An 18730-nucleotide genomic window follows, 5' to 3' on the forward strand; every position below is an offset into this window, starting at 1 on the left:
CGTGACATCTGGAATGGAGGACCGCCCACGGCCGAGAGTTCATCCGCGCCTCGCCGCAAGGAATTCATGTCCTTCCTCCCCTTCCTCACCAAATATGAGGGCGCAAGCAAGATATCCGGCATCTACGGCGGAAAGCCGGTCAAAGGGTTCGGATATGTCGAACTCGTCGGCGCCTGGAAATAGACGTCGGGCTTGGCGGCATCGGGGCGTGGCATCCGTTTTCGCTACCGGACTGGCTGCCGCAACCGGATCCTACCGGGGAATCGCCGGTGACCGCCGCAAGCCGCTCTCGCGCTACGGCGCTATGGACAGCGCGTTTTGCGAGCGGCTTGCTCCGCCTCAGCTACCCCATTCCTGGGGATACGACCGCTCGCCTCCGATGCAGAGTTTCCGCCCGTCGCAAAGGCGGCAAGAAATACGTTGATCGCATCCTCAACCGCAACCTGTCGGGTGTGCTCATGGGGCGCTCCATCGAGCCCCCATAGCTGGCGCTCCACGAGCCCAGCCTCGCACAGTGACTTGAAATACAGCGCTGTCTGCCGAATATCCGCCCGCCTGAGTAAACCCCTTTCCATCAACGATCCGATCGTTTCACAAATGACGACCAGCGTCTTTCGCGGACCGTTGTCGTAAAATATCCGGCTCAACTGGGGTTGCCGTCCGGCCTCACCCATGACAAGGCGGTTCGCTTCGACGACATCTGGCCTGGTCACGAGATCGAGATAGGCCATTCCAAGATGGCGGAGGGCCTCCCTGAGGTTGCCTCCCGCCTTGGCTCCCTCCATCTCTTCGAGCCCACCTTTTCCTGCCTCGTTCACGAAGGCTTCGAACAGCGCTTCCTTGCTTGGAAAGTAGCCATAGAGGGTAGTCTTCGATGCGTCCGCCTCTGCGGCGACGGCTTCCATGGAGACGGACCCAAATCCCCGTTCGACAAATAGCTTTCCGGCGGCTTTGACAAAGCCCAGTCGCCGATCCTCGGTCTTTCTTCGCATTATTGATCGCCTCTTTCGACAGGCCGTGCCGCGCGCTCGTCGGTACGGTCCGCTGAATTTTAATTGAACGGTATCGTACAGGAATATTGACGCCCACGAAAGTTCCGATATAATTGAACGAAATCGTCCAGTTATGGGGACAGGGTCTCGTGATGTCAGCAATGAAGCGGAACTGGCCCACACGGAGCCATTCAGCCCGATCCGCCCCCCCCCCCCCCGCTGGTCCGCGCCGCCAACGAGGCTGAGGCCCCGCACATGGCCGGTGGCACCGAGTTCGGCCTCTCCAGCGCGGTCTTCACCGAAGACGCGGCGCGGGACCTTCGTTTCGCGCAGGGCGCCGAGGCGGGGATGACGCACATCGACGACATTTCCCCCAGCGACGATCCGAACACGAAGTTCGGCGGGAAGAAGAACAGCGGTCGCTGCCGCTTCAACAGCGACTGGATCACCCAGGACCTGACGTCCGACGACGGGATCAGCGTGCAGCAGGAACCGCGCGCCTATCCGTTCTGAGCGTCGCTCGTTCGCCATCCATCGCAAATGTCAGGAGCAAAGACCATGAGCATGACCTTCCCCGAAATCCCCGAGTTCACCGGGCTCTACAAGCCGAGCCGCATCGAGGCGCAGATCTTCGATCTGGAGATCGAGGGCGCGGTGTCCCCCGAAATCAATGGCACCTTCTTTCAGGTCTCGCCAGACTCCTACTATCCACCGATGCTCGGTAAGGACATTTTCTTCAACGGCGATGGCCTTGTGTCCGCTTTCAAGTTCGCGAACGGCCACGTCAGCCTGCGCCGGCGCTATATCCATACCGACCGGCTGATGGCGCAATGGCGCGAACGGCGTTCGCTCAACGGCGTCTACCGCAACCTCTATACCAACGATCCGCTTGCCGCCAAGAACAACACGACGGCTAACACCACCGTGTTGTTTCACGGGGGTGTCCTGCTGGCGATGAAAGAAGACGCTCTTCCCTATGCGCTCGATCCCGAGACGCTGGAGACGCTCGGCGTCTGGGACTTCAACGGCCAGATCAAGTCGGCCACCTTCACCGCCCATCCCAAGATTGATCCCGACAACGGCGATCTTCTGTGCTTCGCCTATGAGGCGAAAGGCGACGGCACGCCCGACATCGCCTATTTCGAGATCGACGCCAGTGGCAAGTTGAAGAAGGAAATCTGGTTCAAGGGTCCGTATGCGGCGATGATCCACGACTTCGCCGTTACCGCCCGGCATGTCGTCTTCCCGCTTATCCCGCTGACCGTGGATGTCGAGCGCATGAAGGCGGGCGGGCAGCATTTCCAATGGCAGCCGGATCTGCCGCAGCTTTTCGGCGTCCTACCGCGCGACGGCAGTGCCGAGGATGTGATGTGGTTCCACGGGCCGAAGAATGGCTTCCAGGGGCACACGCTCAATTCCTACGAGGACAACGGCATGTTGCAGGTCGACATGCCGGTGACGACCGGAAACATCTTCTATTTCTTTCCTCAGGCCGATGGCTCAGTTCCGCTCCCGGAGACGCTCAGTTCGCAGCTCATGCGCTGGACGTTCAATCTCAACGGGCCGGGCGACTCCGGTGCGGACGAGCACGCGCTCAAGCCGCTCCCGCTGACCTCCTATCCCTGCGAATTCCCGCGCTGCGATGAGCGCTTCACCGGCAAGTCCTACGAGCATGGCTTCGTGCTCGCCTTCGATCCCACGCTGCCTTTTGACAAAAGCCTAGGCGAGCGTCCGTTCCAGTTCTTCAACCAACTGGCCCATGTCAATGTGAAGACCGGCAAGACCGACGCTTGGTATCCTGGCAATGCGCAGTGCTTCCAGGAGCCGATCTTCGTGCCGCGCGCGGTGGATGCGCCCGAGGGCGACGGCTATGTGATCGCGCTGCTGAACCATCTCAACGGCGCGAACACCGAGCTGTTGGTGCTCGACTCGCTGAAGATGGCGGCGGGCCCGGTCGCGCGTATCAAGATCCCCTTCCGGCTGCGCATGTCGCTGCACGGCAACTGGACGCCCGCTGCGGCGCTGGAGGCCGCAGGCGAGCGCCTCTGAGCGAAAAACCCGGCTCCGGCGCCGCTGTGCCGGAGCCGGGCGCACAACCCCTTCCTTCGCCGCCCACGCATCTTGGGTCGCAGGGCCGGACAGCATGTCGGCCGCTGCGGCAAGACAAGGAGCGAGACAAGGAGACGGGCCTCGATGACAAACAATCCCGCCAAGAAACAGGGCCACGGGATCGCCCGATGACAGTCCATCCATAAGTTTCATCATCGGATGACTCGATCACGCGTATCGTCTGCGGCAATCGGCGATATAAGCGGATGCAATCGCACAATCGGCGGAGCTGGCGGAAGGGGTGGGATTCGAACCCACGGTACCCTTGCGGGTACGCCGGTTTTCAAGACCGGTGCCTTAAACCACTCGGCCACCCTTCCGATGTAGACTTATCAAGCAGTTAGTAGGTGGAAGGTCAAGAACAGTCTGCGAACAAACCGGCTTTTGGGAGCAATCTTGGGGCAACGTTGACCCCGTTGCCTTGGGGGCACGATTTGAGGAGACTTATCCCCAAGGCGTTGAGCGTTTCCGACATCTTCTCGGCCTTTCTTCTTCGTGAGCTGCGCGGTCGGTACGCAACAGGATTGCTGGGTCATCTCCAATTCTCCCCGCGCCCCGGTGAACTGGCCAACCGCGATCAAGCAGAATCGATCGAGCAGACCGTCGCTGAGGCGCGCCAGGCCAAGCGCCGTGGTCCAGGCGTGGCTGCGCGTGGCCAGCGAACGCGCCGTGATCGTGGCGCCGATGTAACAAGCCGCAACACCAACGCCGCGCCGGATTGGTGCATGGGCGGGATCGCACTTGCCGGGCGGTACGACCGGGACCCAGGCGTCCTTGCGCAACAAGGTCGGCAGCTCCAACCTCCAGAAGCCCTGATTACGCTCGCCACGCGGCGCACGAGCACCGGCCGCTCCGGCTATTCGGCAGCGACCTCGAGCGGCCCGCGCCAGATGGCCGACGCGTAGAGTTCAGCGTTGAAATCAGGATCGACGGTGCCGTTGATGCGGACTTCATGCGCCGGCAGGTCGGCCAGGAACAGATCGCGGCTGATCCGGGCCACAACGCCCGGAATGTCGCGCCTGAAGCTCGGGATGTCGCCGACCGGCAAGCCATAACTGACAAAAGCAGCGGGGTTGAACACGTGAATATCCCTCAGGAGCGGCGCTTGCCCCGGCCGCCTCTCCAGATATTCATGGCCGGAGCCGAGGTAGGGATAGGCGCCGAGGCCTTCATCCTGCTCGTCAGCAGGTGGTTTGAACCGGTCGCGCCACAACAGGATCTCGTCAGCAAAGTCAGCCAGTTCGGGCCGGCGCCTGGCATCCACCGTAAAGCCGGTTCCCGCGATGACGAAGTCGAACTTGAATTCTCCGCGTCGCGTCACTCCGATCACTTGTGTTCCCTCGGTCCGAGCCTCGCTCCAGGGCGATGACAGGTGCAGATGGAAATTGCGGTGTTTGACCGCGCGGGCAATCGCGTCCGGCGGTGGCGTCGAGCCGGCGTGCTTGAAGCGGATCGCCTGGTGCCAGCGGATAGCATCCGGCAACGTACCGTAATTGTCGTAGGCACCGGGATAGCCCCTGATGCGGATCACCGGCAAGGAGGCGAGCTCATGTCGGCGCGCGAACAGATGCACCTGCGTCGCCCCGCTCTCGAGCGCCGCCGCAGCCGCATCGAATGCTGAAGCCGCGCTTCCGACCACAGCCACGGACTTGCCGCGCAACGCCGTGAAATCGATCGCCTGAGAGGTATGCGCATAGAGCGACGGCGGAAGGCTGCTCTCGATCACTTCGGGGACATGGGGGCCACCCGCTCCAAGAAAGCCGTTGGCCAGGACGACCTTGCGCGTGGTTTCGATCCGCGTCGCGCCGTCACGCTCGATGTGCAGCTTCAGATGGTCATTGACCGGCTCGATGCGCAGCAGCCGAGTGCCGTACTGGACCGGAATGTTCAGTACGGACCGGTACCAATCCAGATACGCAGCCCAGTCGACGCGCGGGATCCGGTCGATTTCCGAATAAGCGGCCTCGCCATGCCGCGCTTCGTACCAGGACTGAAAGCTCAGACCCGGAAGGCCGAGCTCGGGCCCCGGCAGGGCCTTCGGCGTTCGCAGCTTGTGCATCCGCGCAGTCGTGAGCCAGATGCCGCTGGCCGCCGCATCCTGAGCTGCGTCGATAATGGCGACTTTGCCGATGCCGGCGCGGCGCAGCGCGAACGCAAAGGCGCTGCCGGAATGAGCGCCGCCGACCACGACGACGTTGTGGTCGACGCCGTCGCGATCAGGCACCCAGTTCTGCGGATCAGGGCCGATCAGCCGCAGCGTGTCGCGCGCGGCCTGGTCGAGGTCTGGTTTTGGCATGCGTCGTCTCCGAAGGATGATGGAGGTCAGTGGAGATGCGGAAAGCCGTAGCGGTCCGCCAGGTAGTGCAGGATACGTTCGGAACTGTCGATGAAACGCCTGCCGTTGGCGATCTGCGCCTCGTCCGGCACCGGCTTGTTATCGTCGAACACTAGGACCGGAAGTGACTGATGCCCCTCGCCGAGCAGGTCCATGATCGCCAGCCTCGGCTTTTCGAACGGTAGCCGATGGACTTCGATCTGGGTTGCAAGACCCGGAAACGAACCGAGCAGCCCCTCGATCGCATTGCAGTGCGGGCATACGAAGAAGCGGCCCGGCCGCTCCGGATCCCGAAACCCTGGCGCTAGCAGGAATAGCCGATCTCCGCTCATGCTGTACCCTTCCGGGGAAACGATCGAGAGCAACGATCTCGCCATTTATCCTACGAGCGATCGCACCTTGGTCAATGAAACAGAACAAGCTTTGTTTTCGCAGAGATGCAATGATCGGCTGACGAAGCCGATGATCGTGAAACGAACTACGTGTTCGCTCTGAACTACCTGCATTCCCGGTCGGCCCGTGCTTCTCGCCAGACGAAACTCATTCTTTCTTCGAAAGATGCGCAGCATCCGTCCGCGCTGCGGACGATGCGTTCATGCTCGCTTCGTCGACAACAATGCAATTCCATTTCATCGACAGCATCGGGATGAAGCCGGTAGATTTCAATCCTGTACGGCCGCCTCCCATGCCTCTTTCGGCCGCAGCGCTCGGACGGATATCGCGATGTCAGACCCTCTTGCCGTCATCAGCCTCCACCAGGACACGCCGGAGCTCGCCCGCACCTATGAGCAGCTCGGCGTCATCCAGTTCAACCATGGCAAGCTCCTGCTCGAGCCGCTCGCTTTGAAGCCCGGTGAACGCGTACTCGACGTCGGCGCCGGAACGGGCCGGCTTGCGGAATTTGCGGCTCATCTCGTCGGACCCGGCGGTCGCGTCGTCGGCATCGACCCTCTCGAAAGCCGCATCGCCATCGCCCGGCTGCGCCAGTCCAGCAACCTCGCCTTCGATACCGGCCGTGCCGAGGATCTCTCGCGCTTCGGAGAAGGCGAATTCGACGTCATCTATCTCAACAGCGTGCTGCACTGGATCTCCGACAAGCGGATGGTTCTACAGGAAGCCCGTCGGGCACTTCGACCGGGAGGCCGGATCGGGCTCACGATCCAGGATCCGACTGCCCCCCACGAGTCGCGTCTCCTGCTGCGCCGCGCGATTGCCGCAGCCGGACTTGATGAAGGCCGGCTGAGCGCCCATGGCGTCTATGCGGCCACCGACGACGAGCTTCGTTCGTTATTCGAGCAGGCGGGCTTCGTCGGCTACCAGAGCGAGCTGCGTACCCTGGTCGAGACCCACGGCAACGTCGATGAACTGCTCGGCTGGTCCGAGAGCAGCGCATTCGGAAACTTCCTGGACAGCTTCACCTACGCCGAAGGCAGGCGGATTCGCGCCGCATTCGCCGAGCTGGTCGAAGCTCATCGGACACCGGAGGGACTGAGACTTGCGCGTTACCTACGTTATGCCTTTGCACGCAAGCCCGACTAGCGATCTACGGCCGGTGACCTTCGGTCAACCTCTCCTATCCAAGTCCCAAGACATGAGCGCCCCATGAGCCACCACCGCCAGCTGGTCTTGAACCTCTTCATCTATCCGGGCGGCCATCACGAGGCTGCGTGGCGCTATAAGGGCTCGGCGGCAAGCCGGGCGCTCGACATCAGCTACTATCAGCAGCTGGCCCGTACTGCCGAGCACTACAAGTTCGACGCGATCTTCTTTGCTGATGGTCCCGCGCTGGCGGACAATGTCCGTTACGCGCAGCGCTTCCGCTTCGAACCGATCACCTGGCTGTCGGCCATCGCCGCGGCCACCAGCCACATCGGCCTGATCGGGACCGCCTCGACCACCTATCATGAGCCCTACAACCTCGCCCGCCTGTTCGCTTCGCTCGATCATCTGAGCGGCGGTCGCGCCGGCTGGAACATCGTCACGACCAGCGCCCCGCAGGCGGCACAGAACTTCGGCCTGCCCGAACATCCGCCGCACCAGGAGCGCTACGAGCGCGCCAAGGAATTCCTCGACGTCATCACGGCGCTATGGGACAGCTGGGAAGACGACGCCGTCGTCAACGATCCCGCATCCGGCATCTTTGCCGACACCGACAAGGTTCATCCGGTCAACCATGTCGGGAAATACTTCCGCGTGCGCGGGCCGCTCAACGTGCCGCGCTCGCCGCAGGGACGGCCGGTCTATGTGCAGGCGGGCTCCTCTGATGACGGCCGGGCCTTCGCTGCGCGGTTTGCCGAGGCCATCTTTACGGCGCACCAGACGCTTGCCAGCGCGCAGGGGTTCTATGCTGACATCAAGCGCCAGGCGCGTGCGCTCGACCGCAATCCCGACCACGTCAAGATTCTTCCCGGCATCAGCCCGTTCATCGGCTCGACGCAGGCCGAGGCAGACCGTCTGCAGGGCGAGTTCAACAAACTGATCCAACCCGAATATTCGCTGGTCCAGCTGCGCCAGATGCTGGGCCTCGATCTATCCGGTTTCGACCTGGACGGGCCGTTCCCGCGGCATCTGATCGAGACGGACGGAGCGCGTGGCGTCGCCAGCCGCTTCAAGCTCGTGGTCGACATCGTCGACCGGGAAAAGCCGACGATCCGGCAACTGATCCAGCGTCTCGCCGGCGCGCGCGGCCATTGGGTAATCGCAGGCACGCCGGAGAAGATCGCTGACAACATCCAGACCTGGTTCGAGCAGGGCGCGGCCGATGGCTTCAACGTGATGCCACCCTGGCTGCCGGGCGGCTTCGACCTGTTCGCTGAGCACGTCGTGCCGATCCTGCGCAAGCGCGGCCTGTTCCGCGAGGATTACACCGGCAAGACGTTGCGCGAGCATTACGGCCTCGAGCGGCCGGCGAGCGCCTACACTCATCCGGTCCAGGCGATCGCCTGAGACCTGATCTCACGGCGGCGCGGATGCCATGCGAGGCATCGCGCCGCCTTTTGTTTGCCCCAAGCCCCGGACGTCTCATGCCGATAATGACCAGACTACGTTTCCTTTGCCTCTTGGTCGCCTTCACCGTTCAGACATTCGCCGGTCCCGGCGCATTCGCCCAAGGTCCTGAGAAGCAAGCGCCGGAGAAGAAGGATCTCAAGGTCGGCTTCGTCCCCGGTCCCTATATCGACGAATTCAAAGTCGGCGTCGCGCCCGAGCTTCAGAAAAAGGGCTATCAGATCCGCTACGTCGAATTCTCGACCGGGCTTGAAGCCAACAATGCCGTGTTCAAGAGCGAAATCGATGCCAATGTGATGCAGCACACGGTGTTTCTGAACTCCTATAACGAGCGTCAGAACACTGATCTCGTCGGCATCGTGCATGTGCCGACGCCGCCCATGGGCATCTACTCCAAGAAGCACGCGCTCGGCGAGAAGATCGGCGCAGGCGCCAAGGTCGCGGTGCCCAATGATCCCGTCAACCTGCAGCGCGCGCTGTGGATCCTGCGCGACCTCGGCCTGATCGAAATTCGCGACTCCAAGCCGGTCGACGTCACCGAGCTCGACGTGATCAAGAATCCCGGCGGCATCAAGATCGTTCCCCTGGAGGCAGCGCAAGCACCGCGCGCGCTCGACGACGTCGACTTCGCGGCGATCCAGGGCAATTTCGCGATCTTCAGTGGCCTGAAACTGACCAACGCCTTCGCCCTCGAGAAGATGACCATGCCCTATATCAACGTGGTCGCCGTCAAGCGTGGCAATGCCGAGACCGCTTGGGCGAAGGACATCGCGGCGGCGTACAAATCACCGAGCTTCAAGGCCGCGATCCTAGCGGATCGCTTCTATGACGGCTTCACCCTGCCCGACTACATGAAGTGAGCATCAAGGACGAAGGCCCGCGCGACGTCGCGGGCCTTCGCCATAATGTCAGGCGGCCTTGCCGACCGGCTTCGGCGCCTTGATGCGCGTGACGCTACGCCGGCCGTCGATGCCGACCGGAACGCCGCCGTCGATGGTGGCGCGCCGCACGATGCGGTGCTGATCACCATAGTCGTTGACCGCGATATGCTGGGTGGCCCGATTGTCCCAGATCGCCACGTCGCCCGCCTGCCAGCGCCAGCGTACCGTGTTCTCGGGCGCCGTGATGTAGGACTGGAACAGTTCGAGCAGCTTCTGACCGTCGCCCTTACGAAGTCCTACGAACCTCTGAACGAAATTCCCAAGCACGAGCGTTCGTTCGCCGGTCTCCGCATGGACTTGAACGACCGGATGCTCGGTCTCATAGATCGTACCGGTAAACACCTCGTCGAAATGCTTGCGATCTGCCTCCGTTGCCCGCGTGCGAGTCGCGGCATAATCGTAAGCATTGCTATGGACCGCCCAGAGCTCGTCCGCGAGCCGCTGCAACGGCGCCGGCAGGTCCTGATAGGCCGCAGCCGTATTCGACCAGATCGTATCGCCGCCGTACTCTGGAATCACGACGCCACGCAGCACCGCAGCCTTGGGATAGGCATCGACGAAGGTCACATCCGTGTGCCAGGAGTCGGCACGACCGCCGCCACGCGCGGAATCGAGTTCGAGAATGGACGCGGTGCCCTTGATCGAGCCGACCGTCGGATGCGGCACGAGATCGCCGAGTTGCTTGGCAAAACGCTCCTGCTCGGCATCATCGAGATGATCCTGACCGCGGAAAAAGATGACGCGATGCTGCAGCAGCAGATCGTTGATCTCCTTGATGGTTTCATTGGGCAAATCGCCCGATAATCTCACGTTGCGGATCTCCGCGCCGATCCGCGCCGACAGCCTGGACACGTCGGACAACGGAATCGAACGGCCCGAAAGCGGATTTGATATCGAAACTGAGTGGACGGTGGCCATGGCATGCTCCCGATGCGATACGGTTTTGTTTGCACGTCGGCGTCAGCAGATCCTCGTCGCACGAAGTCAGGACCACGCTGACAATGACGTTCGAACCAAAACTATACGCAAAGCCGGCAGAATTGGCTTTCAAACTTGGCGCATCCGGAGGAACGAGCAACTGGCGGATGGCGAGGTTACGAGAACAACGCAAGTTCTGCTGCTACTTCAGCCCGAAGCCGAGCGCACGTAACGCATCCACGAGCTTGTCGCGGCCGTTGAGCGCCTTTGCCGAACCGAGCCGGTTGAGCACCGCTTCACGCCATCCGATCGCGGCAACGCCCTGGGCGGTCTGAAAGCCGCGCAACGTCTCGTCATAGGCCGTTATTCCGTCGACCTCGTCGGACGGGGCATAGCGCTCGCGATGCACGATCACGCTTTGCCGCAGCCGCGGCTTGACGTCCTCGCCCGCCGAAAGATCGGGATAACCGACACACAGGCCGAACACGGAGAGCACGTTCGGCGGCAGGCCAAGCTCTTCGGCGACAGCCTGCGGGCGGTTGCGGATCGCGCCGATATAGACCGACCCAAGCCCGAGCGATTCCAGAGCGACCACAGCATTCTGGGCGGCGAGCGCCGCGTCAATGACGGCAACGAGAAGCGTTTCGAGGAAATGGAGTCCCTCATCGGGCCGCCCTTCCCGCTTCGCCAGACGCTCCGCACGCGACAGATCGGCGAGCCAGACTAGGAACAGCGGCGCCTCGCGGATGTGCTTCTGGTTGCCGGCGAATTCAGACAGACGCTGCTTGCGCGCCTGATCTTCGACCACGACGACACTCCAGGTCTGCAGGTTGGAGGACGACGCGGCCGATTGCGCCGCGGCCACCAGCGTCTCCACCGTCTGCCGCGGCACCGGGTCCGGCCGATAGCTGCGGATCGAACGATGCGCCAGGAGATGCGCCAGGATGTCGTTGGCGCCTGACGCGATCTCGGGAACGTGCGCGCCGTAGCGCTTACGCAGCGCTGCCGTGATGTCGTCCTCCGCGGCAATCGCCGTCGTGTTTTCAATGATCGTCATTGTGCTTCCTCATTCACGCCGTGCGCCATTTCACCAGCCGCCGTTCGAGCAGCGTCGCGCTTCGATCCACCGCGAAGCCGACCAGTCCCACGACGACGATCCCCAACATCACGAGCGCCATCTCGAAGCGCTCGCGGCCCGAGATGATCAGGCCGCCGATCCCGGGCCCCGCCGCCATGAAATACTCGGCGCCGATGGTCGCAAGCCAAGCATAGATCAGGCCGAGATGGAGCCCGGTCAGCACCGAGGGAGTTGCGGCAGGCAGATAGAGCGACCAGGCCAGCTGCAGGCGGCTGAACCTGAAGACATCGCCGACGTCCAGGAGCTTCGTCGAGGTCGACCGCACGCCTTCGACCGTGTTGAGGATGACGGGAATGGCCGCAGCGAGCGCGATGAAGACGATCTTGGCGGCCTCGTCGAAACCGAACCATAGCGAGATGAGCGGAATCCAGGCCAGCAGCGCAATCTGTTTGAGACCGTTGAACCAGGTCGTGAAGATGCGATCGGCGATTCTAGACAGTCCGAGCAGAAGGCCGACGACGATCCCGATGCTGGCACCGAGCGCAAAGCCGAGAAGATCGCGCTTGAGGCTCGTCGCCAGCGCAAAAGGCAGTTCGCCGCTCCTGAATTCCTGCCAGGCGACCCGGCCGACCTTCTCGAGCGGCGGCAGGAACTGCGGATTGACCAAGCCGGAATGACTGCCGGCCTCCCACACAGCCAATAACAGCAGTGGCAGCACGAGACCGCGCCGCAGGGTAACTACAGCAGATCGCGTACTGAGATCGTCAGACGCCATCGGTCCGCCACCGCTGCAGCCGAGCCTCGACGGTCGCCAGCAACTTGTCGCTGGCGAAGCCGATTACGCCGATCGCCGTCATCGCGACCAGCACCGTGTCGAGCCAGAACATCTGCCGACCCCAGACCAAGAGATAACCGAGACCTTCGGATGAAGCGAGGAGCTCGACACTGACCAGCGCGATCCACGCATGGGTGAGACCATAGCGCAGCCCGGTGAAGATCGGCGGCACGGAGCCAGGCAGAACCACGTGGCGCAGCATCTGCAACCGCGTGAAACGGAACGTCTCTCCGACCTCGACCAGCGCGCGTGGTACGTTGGCGATCCCTGCACTGGTGTTCATCGTAACCGGCACGAAGGCGGCCTTGGCAATGACGACGACCTTCAGCGTCTCGCCGATCCCGAGCAGCAGCATCGCGAGCGGAATCCAGGCGAGCGCCGGCACCTGCGCGATCGCGGTGAACAACGGACGCACATGCTCGTCCACCCGCCGCGACAGTCCCATTGCTGCCCCCAGCAAGAGGCCTGCCCCGGCACCGACCGCGAAACCGAACAGCACACGCAGCAGGCTGATGCCGGCATGCTGCGCCAGCTCGCCACTGGCGATCATCTCACCGAAAGTGTGCAGCACGTCGGCCGGACGAGGCAGGATCTGCTCGGCCAGCGAGCCGCGCTCGCTGCCGATGATCCAGACCGGAAGCGCGATCGCGGGCAAGATCAGAACCCAGGCCAACGCTTTCATGCGCCCGGCGCGGGCCGAGACCGCGGCAGCACCGCGCCATTCGCGCAGGCCACTGGCGCCGAACAGGCCACGTTGACGCAGCTCCGTTTCGAGGACGGCGTCGCTCATGCGTCGCTCCCTCCGTCGTGGCCGGCTGCCGGGTCACCGTCATCCTGCTCGAGCGTCCGCAGCACTTCGTCGCGGAGCCGGATCAGCCGATCGTCGCTGCGCTCGCGTGGCCGGTCGGCCACGACATCGAAGCTGCGGGAGATTCGACCGGGCCGGGGCGCCAGCACCACGACGCGGTCGCCGAGAAATACGGCCTCCTCAACATCATGGGTCACCAGGATCATCGTGATCTTCTCTTGCGCCCAAATGCGCTGCAGCTCGTTCTGCAGCCGGGCCCTCGTCAGAGCATCGAGCGCTCCGAAGGGCTCGTCGAGCAGCAGCAGGCGCGGCCGGTTGACGAGCCCGCGCGCGATCGCCGCGCGCTGCGCCATGCCGCCGGACAGCTGATGCGGATAAGCCTCGGCAAAGCCGTCGAGACCGACCAGCGAGATGTGCGCGGCGACCGCCTCGCGCTTCTCGGCTTCGCTGATCGGCGCGTTCTTGAGGCCGAGCGCAATGTTCTGCCGGACCGTTGCCCAGGGAAACAGTCGCGGCTCCTGGAACACGATGCCGCGCTCGAGACTCGGGCCGGTGACGGCTTCGTCATCCTGCACGATGGTCCCGTCGTAGTCGTGGTCGAGCCCCGAAATCAGCCGCAGCAGCGTGGACTTGCCGCAGCCGCTGGGGCCCAGCAAGGCGACGAACTCGCCGGGCGCAACGTCCAGCGAGACGTTATCGAGTGCCGCAATCGGGGCGCCATTGACGGTGAAGGCCTTCGAGACGCTGCGTACTTCCAGCCGGCCGCGCGGCGTCGCCGCGTTCGTGGCCGGCGTCTCGGCGCGACCTGTCCGCTCAACCACGATGCTCATTGGCCGGCCGCCACCGGCTTGCCGTCGGGCCCATATTCCTGCCAATAGCCAACGAGGCCCTGGTCCTTAAGCGCCCTGTCGAGGAAGGAGCGCTCGAACCAGCCATCGATCTCGACATTCCGGCGAAGCAGGCCGAACTCCTTGGCCTGCTTGGCCTGGAAGCGATAGCTCTCGATGATCGAGGCATCGATGAGCGGCGTGTTGCGATATTTCAGCTCCTGGTCCTTGAAATCGAACCGATAGCCGGAGGCTGGAAAGCCGGAGCGTGCGGAGATCTCGAAGAAGGCGTCCCGGTTGGCTTCCTCTGACGACCAGCGCGCGGCACGCACGATGGCGGATACGACCTTCTGGGTGATGTCCGGATGGGCCGCGATGAAGGCCTCCTGCCCGATCAGCGTGGAATGCCGCTCATAGGCCGGGTTGTCGCCCTTGGTCGTATAGATGATCTCGGCGATGTTCTTGTCGACCAGGCTGGCAAGCGGGAAGTTGCCGAAGGCCGCGTCGATATCGCGCGAGGTCAAGGCTGCGTTCGTCGTCGCGGTATCCATGTTGATGACCTGGACGTCCTTCTCCTGCAGGCCGTAGCCCGCAAGCACCTTCACCGCTGCCAGATGATTGTTGGTGCCCCGGAAGATCGACACCTTGCGTCCGCGCAGATCGGCGACCTTGCGGATCGGAGAGCCCGCCGGCACCGCAAGATAGATCGGCGCATGCGCACCGGAGGCGATCAGGACCTTCGTCTTCAGGCCGTTGGCACGGCCGATGATCTCGGGCAGATCGCCCTGCAGGGCGAAATCGAGCTGATTGTTGGCGAAGGCCTCGTTGACCGCCGGCCCTGCTCCCTTGAAGAACGACCATTCGATCTTGACGTCCGGATTGTCCTTGAGTTCCTGCTCGACGTAATGCTCGGAATGCGCGATCGCGGCCGACGAGCCGCCTGAGAATTGGCGGTTGTCGGCGCCGACATTGGCAAAGCCGATGCGCACCGTCAGCGGCTCGGCTGCGGCCTGCACGAGGCCGAGCGTTGCAAAGGCGAGGGCCGCGGCCAGCGTCGTCGAAAATCGTTCTCGCATTGACGTCATCGTTTGTGTCCTCTGCTGTCGGCTATTCCGCAGCCTGTGCCGCCGCAGGATGGGCAGGCGTCTCGATCACCGGCTTGCGCAAGCCTGCCTGCTCCATCAGCGGCAACACGCGCCGACCGAAGAAATCGAGGTCCGGCTTGAAATCGTAGAACGAGAGCTGCAGGCCATCGACGCCGGCCTTCTTGAGCTGGACGAACTGCTCGACGACCTGCTCCGGCGTACCGATCACCTCGATATTGCCGCCGATCGCCCGGCGCTTGGGTGCATCGAGCCCGCTACGGCCGCGCCAGGCATGCGCATCGCTTTCGAGATTATGAAAACTTCCGACGGGATCGGCATGGGCCACGATCGCATCGTGATAGGCCCACGTCTCACGCTCGGTCTCGCGGCAGATCACCATCGGATTGAGCAGGGTCCGCACCTCGCGACCAAGATCACGCGCGGCCTGCTTGACCCTTGCCGTATGCGCGGGCAGCGCCGGGATCGCACTCTCGAAGCTCGAGCCGGCCGGACTGGTGATGAACACGATGTCCGAATAGCGCGCAGCAAAGGCTATGCCTGCATCGGAACCGGTGGCGTTGACCAGGACCGGCCGGCCGAAGCGGGGCTTCGGTGTGACGAAGGCATCGTTGAGCTTCCAGGACGATTGGCCGGCGAACGAATAGTTTTCGGTCTCGCCCCAGAGCCGCTGCAACACCTCGAGAAACTCGGCAGCCAGTTCGTAGCGACGGTCATGCTCGATCCGGCTCCAGCCGAAGGCTTCGTGCTCGGCGGCGCGATGGCCGGTCACAACGTTGATGCCCCAGCGTCCATTGGAAATGTGGTCGAGGGTGGTGCCGTATTTGGCGAGATGCAGCGGATGCCACGGGCCGTAGAGCACGTGGATGGTCGAGATCAGGATGATACGCCGGGTGAGGCTGGTCAGCGCCGCCGTCGTAACGAACGAATCGAGCGCCTCGCCGGTGAACACGCCGCCATAGCCGCCTTTGGGCAGCCATTGCGACAGCGCGAAGACGAGATCGAAGCCAAGTCCCTCGGCTGCAAGGACGAGATCGCGGTTGTAGTCAAAGTGCCAAGACGTGGTCCGCTGCAGCGTCGACGCACTCCAGCCGCCGGCCTGGATCGGCAGGAATAATCCGAGCAGCAGCGGCTGCGTCAGCGCCTGCGACAGCGGGCTCTCCGGCCATTCAGCCGGTCCAGGAAATCCGTCCCAGCCGACCAATGCTCCCGGTCGATGTGTGATGATCGTCATGCTGTCCCCTTGTCTCGTCCATCGGCTGCGCGAGCCGCGGCTTCGCCACCCGCCGAAACACCGTTTCCATCAACCATTGCTTGTTCGGAAGTTGTCCGGCCCATTCCTCCCCAGCCCGAATGCCGGCGATATTGGCCCAGCCGTCCCGAAGCCAACGTCCGACGCGACAGCCCAAGGCGCCGGCCATGCCGCCGCCGACCACGAGCACATCGGCCGTACGCGACAGCAAGTCAGGCGCGGTCGTCACGATGGGTACATCCCGTGCCGCGGCGTTGTCGTTGGCTTGCGGATGTGGCGCCTGCCACCATGCTCAAACTCCCGATATCGCGCGGGTGACGCGCGAACCAGCATGGTCATCCAGCGCACCATCCCTGGCAATTTCAGAGTTGGGCGATTTTCGATCGCTCTGTTCTCGATGCGATCAGGTGGCGAGAAAATTTCAATTGGATGAATGCGCCCCGACCGCTCGATCCACGGCGATAGCAAATTTATCGCCTCGTCCTTCCTGATGACGCGGGCGCGACAACAATTTTTGGTTTCCTTGGCACGCTGCGATCCGCTTCGTATCGGCGGCGACGCTGACAGGCTGTTGCAAGCCGGCGGACCGTGCTGCCTTCTCTGTTCGCCGACGCTCGCGCGCTGTGCCCGATCACCAGGTCGCGATATAGGCGCCCTTGAAGCGTGTCTCTAGAAACGCCTTGACCGGCTCGGACTGGTAGGCCTCGAACAGCCGCTTGACCCAGGGCTTGTCCTTATCCTCCTCGCGCACCGCGAGGATGTTGACCCACGGACCTTCGGCGTTCTCGCGCGCGATCGCATCCTTGGTGGGATTGAGCCCAGCCTGCACTGCGTAGTTATTGTTGATCGAGACCAGATCGACATCGGCGAGCGCCCGCGGCAGCTGGGCCGCGTCAAGCTCCACGAAGCGCAGCTTCTTCGGATTGTCGGTGATGTCGGCGACCGTCGAGGCAACGTTGCTCGGATCCTTGAGCTTGATCAGCCCGTGCAGCGCCAGGATCATCAGCCCGCGCGCACCATTCGACGGATCGTTGGCGATGGCGACGCGCGCGCCCTCGGGCAGCTCGGCCAGGGTCTTGTATTTCTGGGAATAGACGCCTTGCGGCGACGCGATCGTGGTCGCGACCTTGACGATCTTCCATCCCGTTTTCGAGATCTGGTTCTTGAGATATGGCTCGTGCTGAAACGAATTGGCCTCGAGATCCTTCAACGCGAGCGCCTGGTTCGGAATGACATAGTCGGTGAATTCGACGACCTTGATGTCGAGTCCACGCTCGGCGCCGACTTTCTTCACCACGTCGAGAATCTCGGCATGCGGTCCAGCCGTGACGCCGACACGGATGGTTTCGGCCTGCGCCGGCAGGGCTGGCAACGAAGCCAGCAATAAGAAGGTGGCAACGACTACGACGAGGCTACGCATGCAAGTCTCCAACGAAACAATCAGGTTCCGCTGGTCACTAGCCCCGGCTCGGTCAGGTATCAATCGCACCAATGAATAAGGTTATGACGGTCCTGCCGACGCCCGTTCTGGGGATGGGACATCCTTCTAACGGACACCTGGGGAGACTGTTTGTTCTCTCCGCCACGAATGCGCATTTGATGGCACATCGAGTCGTTAACGGCGCTCCATTCCGATTGAAGCCTGGGGACGCGATCCGCGGCCCAAAAGGCAGCATCGCCGCAATCCATATTAGGACGCTTTGTTATCGAACCCAGCCGGAATGAACGCAGGCAGCTTCTCCTCGATGAACTGCTTGACTGCCGGCGACTTGAATACCTCGATGAAGGCCTTCAGCTTCGGATTGTCTTGTCTGTCCGCCCGCGCGGTGAAGCGCAGCACCAGGCCGTCATCGATCGTGCGATCGATGACGAGGGCCGCCTTCGGATCTCCGCCGGCCGGAATCAGATATGTGATGTTGACGAGCGCGAGCGTGACGTCGTCGAGCGAGCGGTAGGTCTGGGCGGGATCCAGCTCGACGATCTTCAGGTTCTTCGGATTTTCGATGATGTCGAACTTCGAAACCGAAAAGCCCTTGCCGGCTGCCAGCTTGATGAGCCCCGCCCGCTCCAGCAGGATCAGGCCGCGCGCGCCGTTGAGGGGCTCATTGGGAATGGAGACGGAGGCGCCGTCCTTCACCTCGTCGAGCGTCTTGATCTTCTTCGAGAACAGCCCGACCGGCGCGATCACGCCGACCTTGTCGACCTGCACCAGGTTGTAGCCCCGTTGCTTGTTCTGCAGCGCCAGATAGGTCGCATGCTGAAACAGGTTGGCGTCAACCTCGCCCGAATTGATAACCTCGTTGATCGCAACCCAGTCAGACAGCTCGACGACCTTGACGTCGAGCCCGTTGTCCTTGGCGAGCTTGGCGGCAAAGCCGACTACCTGCCCCACCGGGCCCGCACTGGTCGCGATCTTCAGCGGCTCATCGGCCCGGCCGGCTGCCGAAAGACCAAATGCCAGACCAACGGCCAGCGCTACACGCAGCAGTATCTTCGTCACGTTTCAGCCTCGTCATCGGGAATTGC

19 protein-coding genes and 1 tRNA gene are annotated in these 18730 nt (G+C 62.9%); 5 read left to right on the forward strand and 15 right to left on the reverse strand.

All coding sequences use genetic code 11. From position 1 onward, the window contains the following. Positions 1–302: 302 nt before the first annotated feature. Positions 303–992, reverse strand: a complete 690-nt coding sequence (locus QX071_RS17865; protein ID WP_315703943.1) for a TetR/AcrR family transcriptional regulator — start codon at positions 990–992, stop codon at positions 303–305. Positions 993–1211: 219 nt separating this feature from the next. On the opposite strand from QX071_RS17865, the gene QX071_RS17870 reads away from it, so the two are divergent. Together QX071_RS17870 and QX071_RS17875 are read left to right on the forward strand one after the other, a co-directional pair. Further along, positions 1212–1505: an aldehyde dehydrogenase family protein gene (locus QX071_RS17870; protein WP_315704288.1), complete on the forward strand. Its 294-nt coding sequence runs from the start codon at positions 1212–1214 to the stop codon at positions 1503–1505. 45 nt (positions 1506–1550) lie between these two features. Beyond that, complete coding sequence (locus tag QX071_RS17875; RefSeq protein WP_315703944.1) at positions 1551–3041, forward strand: carotenoid oxygenase family protein; 1491 nt, start codon at positions 1551–1553, stop codon at positions 3039–3041. A gap of 290 nt (positions 3042–3331) precedes the next feature. Here the strand turns inward: QX071_RS17875 and QX071_RS17880 are convergent. The 4 genes from QX071_RS17880 to QX071_RS17895 form a co-directional block, all read right to left on the reverse strand. Beyond that, a tRNA-Ser gene (locus QX071_RS17880) sits at positions 3332–3421 on the reverse strand. A 12-nt stretch (positions 3422–3433) separates the two neighbouring features. Then, positions 3434–3886 (reverse strand): hypothetical protein, encoded by a 453-nt coding sequence (locus QX071_RS17885; RefSeq protein WP_315703945.1) that lies wholly within the window; start codon positions 3884–3886, stop codon positions 3434–3436. Positions 3887–3957: 71 nt separating this feature from the next. Next, a complete protein-coding gene (locus QX071_RS17890) occupies positions 3958–5397 on the reverse strand; it encodes an NAD(P)-binding domain-containing protein (protein ID WP_315703946.1) in 1440 nt (479 codons plus the stop codon). 26 nt (positions 5398–5423) lie between these two features. Beyond that, positions 5424–5768, reverse strand: coding sequence for a DUF3088 domain-containing protein (locus QX071_RS17895; protein WP_315703947.1), 345 nt, complete (start codon positions 5766–5768; stop codon positions 5424–5426). Positions 5769–6159: 391 nt separating this feature from the next. Here QX071_RS17895 and QX071_RS17900 point away from each other — a divergent pair, with 391 nt between their 5' ends. The 3 genes from QX071_RS17900 to QX071_RS17910 all read left to right on the forward strand — a co-directional run bounded on the left by QX071_RS17900 (position 6160) and on the right by QX071_RS17910 (position 9302). Then, the gene (locus QX071_RS17900) at positions 6160–6975 is read left to right on the forward strand and encodes a class I SAM-dependent methyltransferase (protein WP_315703948.1); all 816 of its coding nucleotides are present in this window, start codon (positions 6160–6162) and stop codon (positions 6973–6975) included. Positions 6976–7038: 63 nt separating this feature from the next. After that, a complete protein-coding gene (locus QX071_RS17905) occupies positions 7039–8382 on the forward strand; it encodes an LLM class flavin-dependent oxidoreductase (RefSeq protein ID WP_315703949.1) in 1344 nt (447 codons plus the stop codon). 77 nt (positions 8383–8459) lie between these two features. After that, the gene (locus QX071_RS17910; protein WP_315703950.1) at positions 8460–9302 is read left to right on the forward strand and encodes a MetQ/NlpA family ABC transporter substrate-binding protein; all 843 of its coding nucleotides are present in this window, start codon (positions 8460–8462) and stop codon (positions 9300–9302) included. Between the two features lie 48 nt (positions 9303–9350). Here the strand turns inward: QX071_RS17910 and QX071_RS17915 are convergent, their stop codons facing one another. The 10 genes from QX071_RS17915 to QX071_RS17960 form a co-directional block, all read right to left on the reverse strand. Next, positions 9351–10277, reverse strand: coding sequence for a TauD/TfdA family dioxygenase (locus QX071_RS17915; protein ID WP_315704289.1), 927 nt, complete (start codon positions 10275–10277; stop codon positions 9351–9353). 226 nt (positions 10278–10503) lie between these two features. Beyond that, positions 10504–11358: an NADPH-dependent oxidoreductase gene (locus QX071_RS17920; protein ID WP_315703951.1), complete on the reverse strand. Its 855-nt coding sequence runs from the start codon at positions 11356–11358 to the stop codon at positions 10504–10506. A 13-nt stretch (positions 11359–11371) separates the two neighbouring features. Beyond that, positions 11372–12154 carry an ABC transporter permease gene (locus tag QX071_RS17925; RefSeq protein WP_315703952.1) on the reverse strand — a complete coding sequence of 261 codons (783 nt, stop codon included), beginning with the start codon at positions 12152–12154 and terminating at the stop codon, positions 11372–11374. Further along, positions 12144–13004, reverse strand: a complete 861-nt coding sequence (locus QX071_RS17930; RefSeq protein WP_315703953.1) for an ABC transporter permease — start codon at positions 13002–13004, stop codon at positions 12144–12146. Before QX071_RS17930 ends, QX071_RS17925 begins: the two co-directional genes overlap by 11 nt. Then, on the reverse strand, positions 13001–13852 hold the full coding sequence (locus QX071_RS17935; protein ID WP_315703954.1) for an ABC transporter ATP-binding protein: 852 nt from the start codon (positions 13850–13852) through the stop codon (positions 13001–13003). Before QX071_RS17935 ends, QX071_RS17930 begins: the two co-directional genes overlap by 4 nt. Next, positions 13849–14934: an ABC transporter substrate-binding protein gene (locus QX071_RS17940; RefSeq protein ID WP_315703955.1), complete on the reverse strand. Its 1086-nt coding sequence runs from the start codon at positions 14932–14934 to the stop codon at positions 13849–13851. Before QX071_RS17940 ends, QX071_RS17935 begins: the two co-directional genes overlap by 4 nt. 22 nt (positions 14935–14956) lie before the next feature. Then, on the reverse strand, positions 14957–16186 hold the full coding sequence (locus QX071_RS17945; RefSeq protein WP_315703956.1) for an LLM class flavin-dependent oxidoreductase: 1230 nt from the start codon (positions 16184–16186) through the stop codon (positions 14957–14959). Further along, positions 16122–16433 carry a hypothetical protein gene (locus tag QX071_RS17950; protein ID WP_315703957.1) on the reverse strand — a complete coding sequence of 104 codons (312 nt, stop codon included), beginning with the start codon at positions 16431–16433 and terminating at the stop codon, positions 16122–16124. Before QX071_RS17950 ends, QX071_RS17945 begins: the two co-directional genes overlap by 65 nt. A 402-nt stretch (positions 16434–16835) precedes the next feature. Beyond that, positions 16836–17624, reverse strand: coding sequence for a MetQ/NlpA family ABC transporter substrate-binding protein (locus QX071_RS17955; RefSeq protein ID WP_315703958.1), 789 nt, complete (start codon positions 17622–17624; stop codon positions 16836–16838). Between the two features lie 270 nt (positions 17625–17894). Further along, positions 17895–18704: a MetQ/NlpA family ABC transporter substrate-binding protein gene (locus tag QX071_RS17960; RefSeq protein ID WP_315703959.1), complete on the reverse strand. Its 810-nt coding sequence runs from the start codon at positions 18702–18704 to the stop codon at positions 17895–17897. Positions 18705–18730: the final 26 nt, after the last annotated feature.

This window comes from Bradyrhizobium sp. SZCCHNS1022, assembly GCF_032484835.1.
Lineage (GTDB): Bacteria > Pseudomonadota > Alphaproteobacteria > Rhizobiales > Xanthobacteraceae > Bradyrhizobium.

Bases quoted from the DNA above. Each gene is read 5' to 3' on its own strand.
- QX071_RS17865 (WP_315703943.1), bottom strand. From the start codon at position 992: ATGCGAAGAAAGACCGAGGATCGGCGACTGGGCTTTGTCAAAGCCGCC.
- QX071_RS17875 (WP_315703944.1), top strand. From the start codon at position 1,551: ATGAGCATGACCTTCCCCGAAATCCCCGAGTTCACCGGGCTCTACAAG.
- QX071_RS17890 (WP_315703946.1), bottom strand. From the start codon at position 5,397: ATGCCAAAACCAGACCTCGACCAGGCCGCGCGCGACACGCTGCGGCTG.
- QX071_RS17895 (WP_315703947.1), bottom strand. From the start codon at position 5,768: ATGAGCGGAGATCGGCTATTCCTGCTAGCGCCAGGGTTTCGGGATCCG.
- QX071_RS17900 (WP_315703948.1), top strand. From the start codon at position 6,160: ATGTCAGACCCTCTTGCCGTCATCAGCCTCCACCAGGACACGCCGGAG.
- QX071_RS17905 (WP_315703949.1), top strand. From the start codon at position 7,039: ATGAGCCACCACCGCCAGCTGGTCTTGAACCTCTTCATCTATCCGGGC.
- QX071_RS17910 (WP_315703950.1), top strand. From the start codon at position 8,460: ATGCCGATAATGACCAGACTACGTTTCCTTTGCCTCTTGGTCGCCTTC.
- QX071_RS17920 (WP_315703951.1), bottom strand. From the start codon at position 11,358: ATGACGATCATTGAAAACACGACGGCGATTGCCGCGGAGGACGACATC.
- QX071_RS17925 (WP_315703952.1), bottom strand. From the start codon at position 12,154: ATGGCGTCTGACGATCTCAGTACGCGATCTGCTGTAGTTACCCTGCGG.
- QX071_RS17930 (WP_315703953.1), bottom strand. From the start codon at position 13,004: ATGAGCGACGCCGTCCTCGAAACGGAGCTGCGTCAACGTGGCCTGTTC.
- QX071_RS17935 (WP_315703954.1), bottom strand. From the start codon at position 13,852: ATGAGCATCGTGGTTGAGCGGACAGGTCGCGCCGAGACGCCGGCCACG.
- QX071_RS17940 (WP_315703955.1), bottom strand. From the start codon at position 14,934: ATGACGTCAATGCGAGAACGATTTTCGACGACGCTGGCCGCGGCCCTC.
- QX071_RS17945 (WP_315703956.1), bottom strand. From the start codon at position 16,186: ATGACGATCATCACACATCGACCGGGAGCATTGGTCGGCTGGGACGGA.
- QX071_RS17955 (WP_315703958.1), bottom strand. From the start codon at position 17,624: ATGCGTAGCCTCGTCGTAGTCGTTGCCACCTTCTTATTGCTGGCTTCG.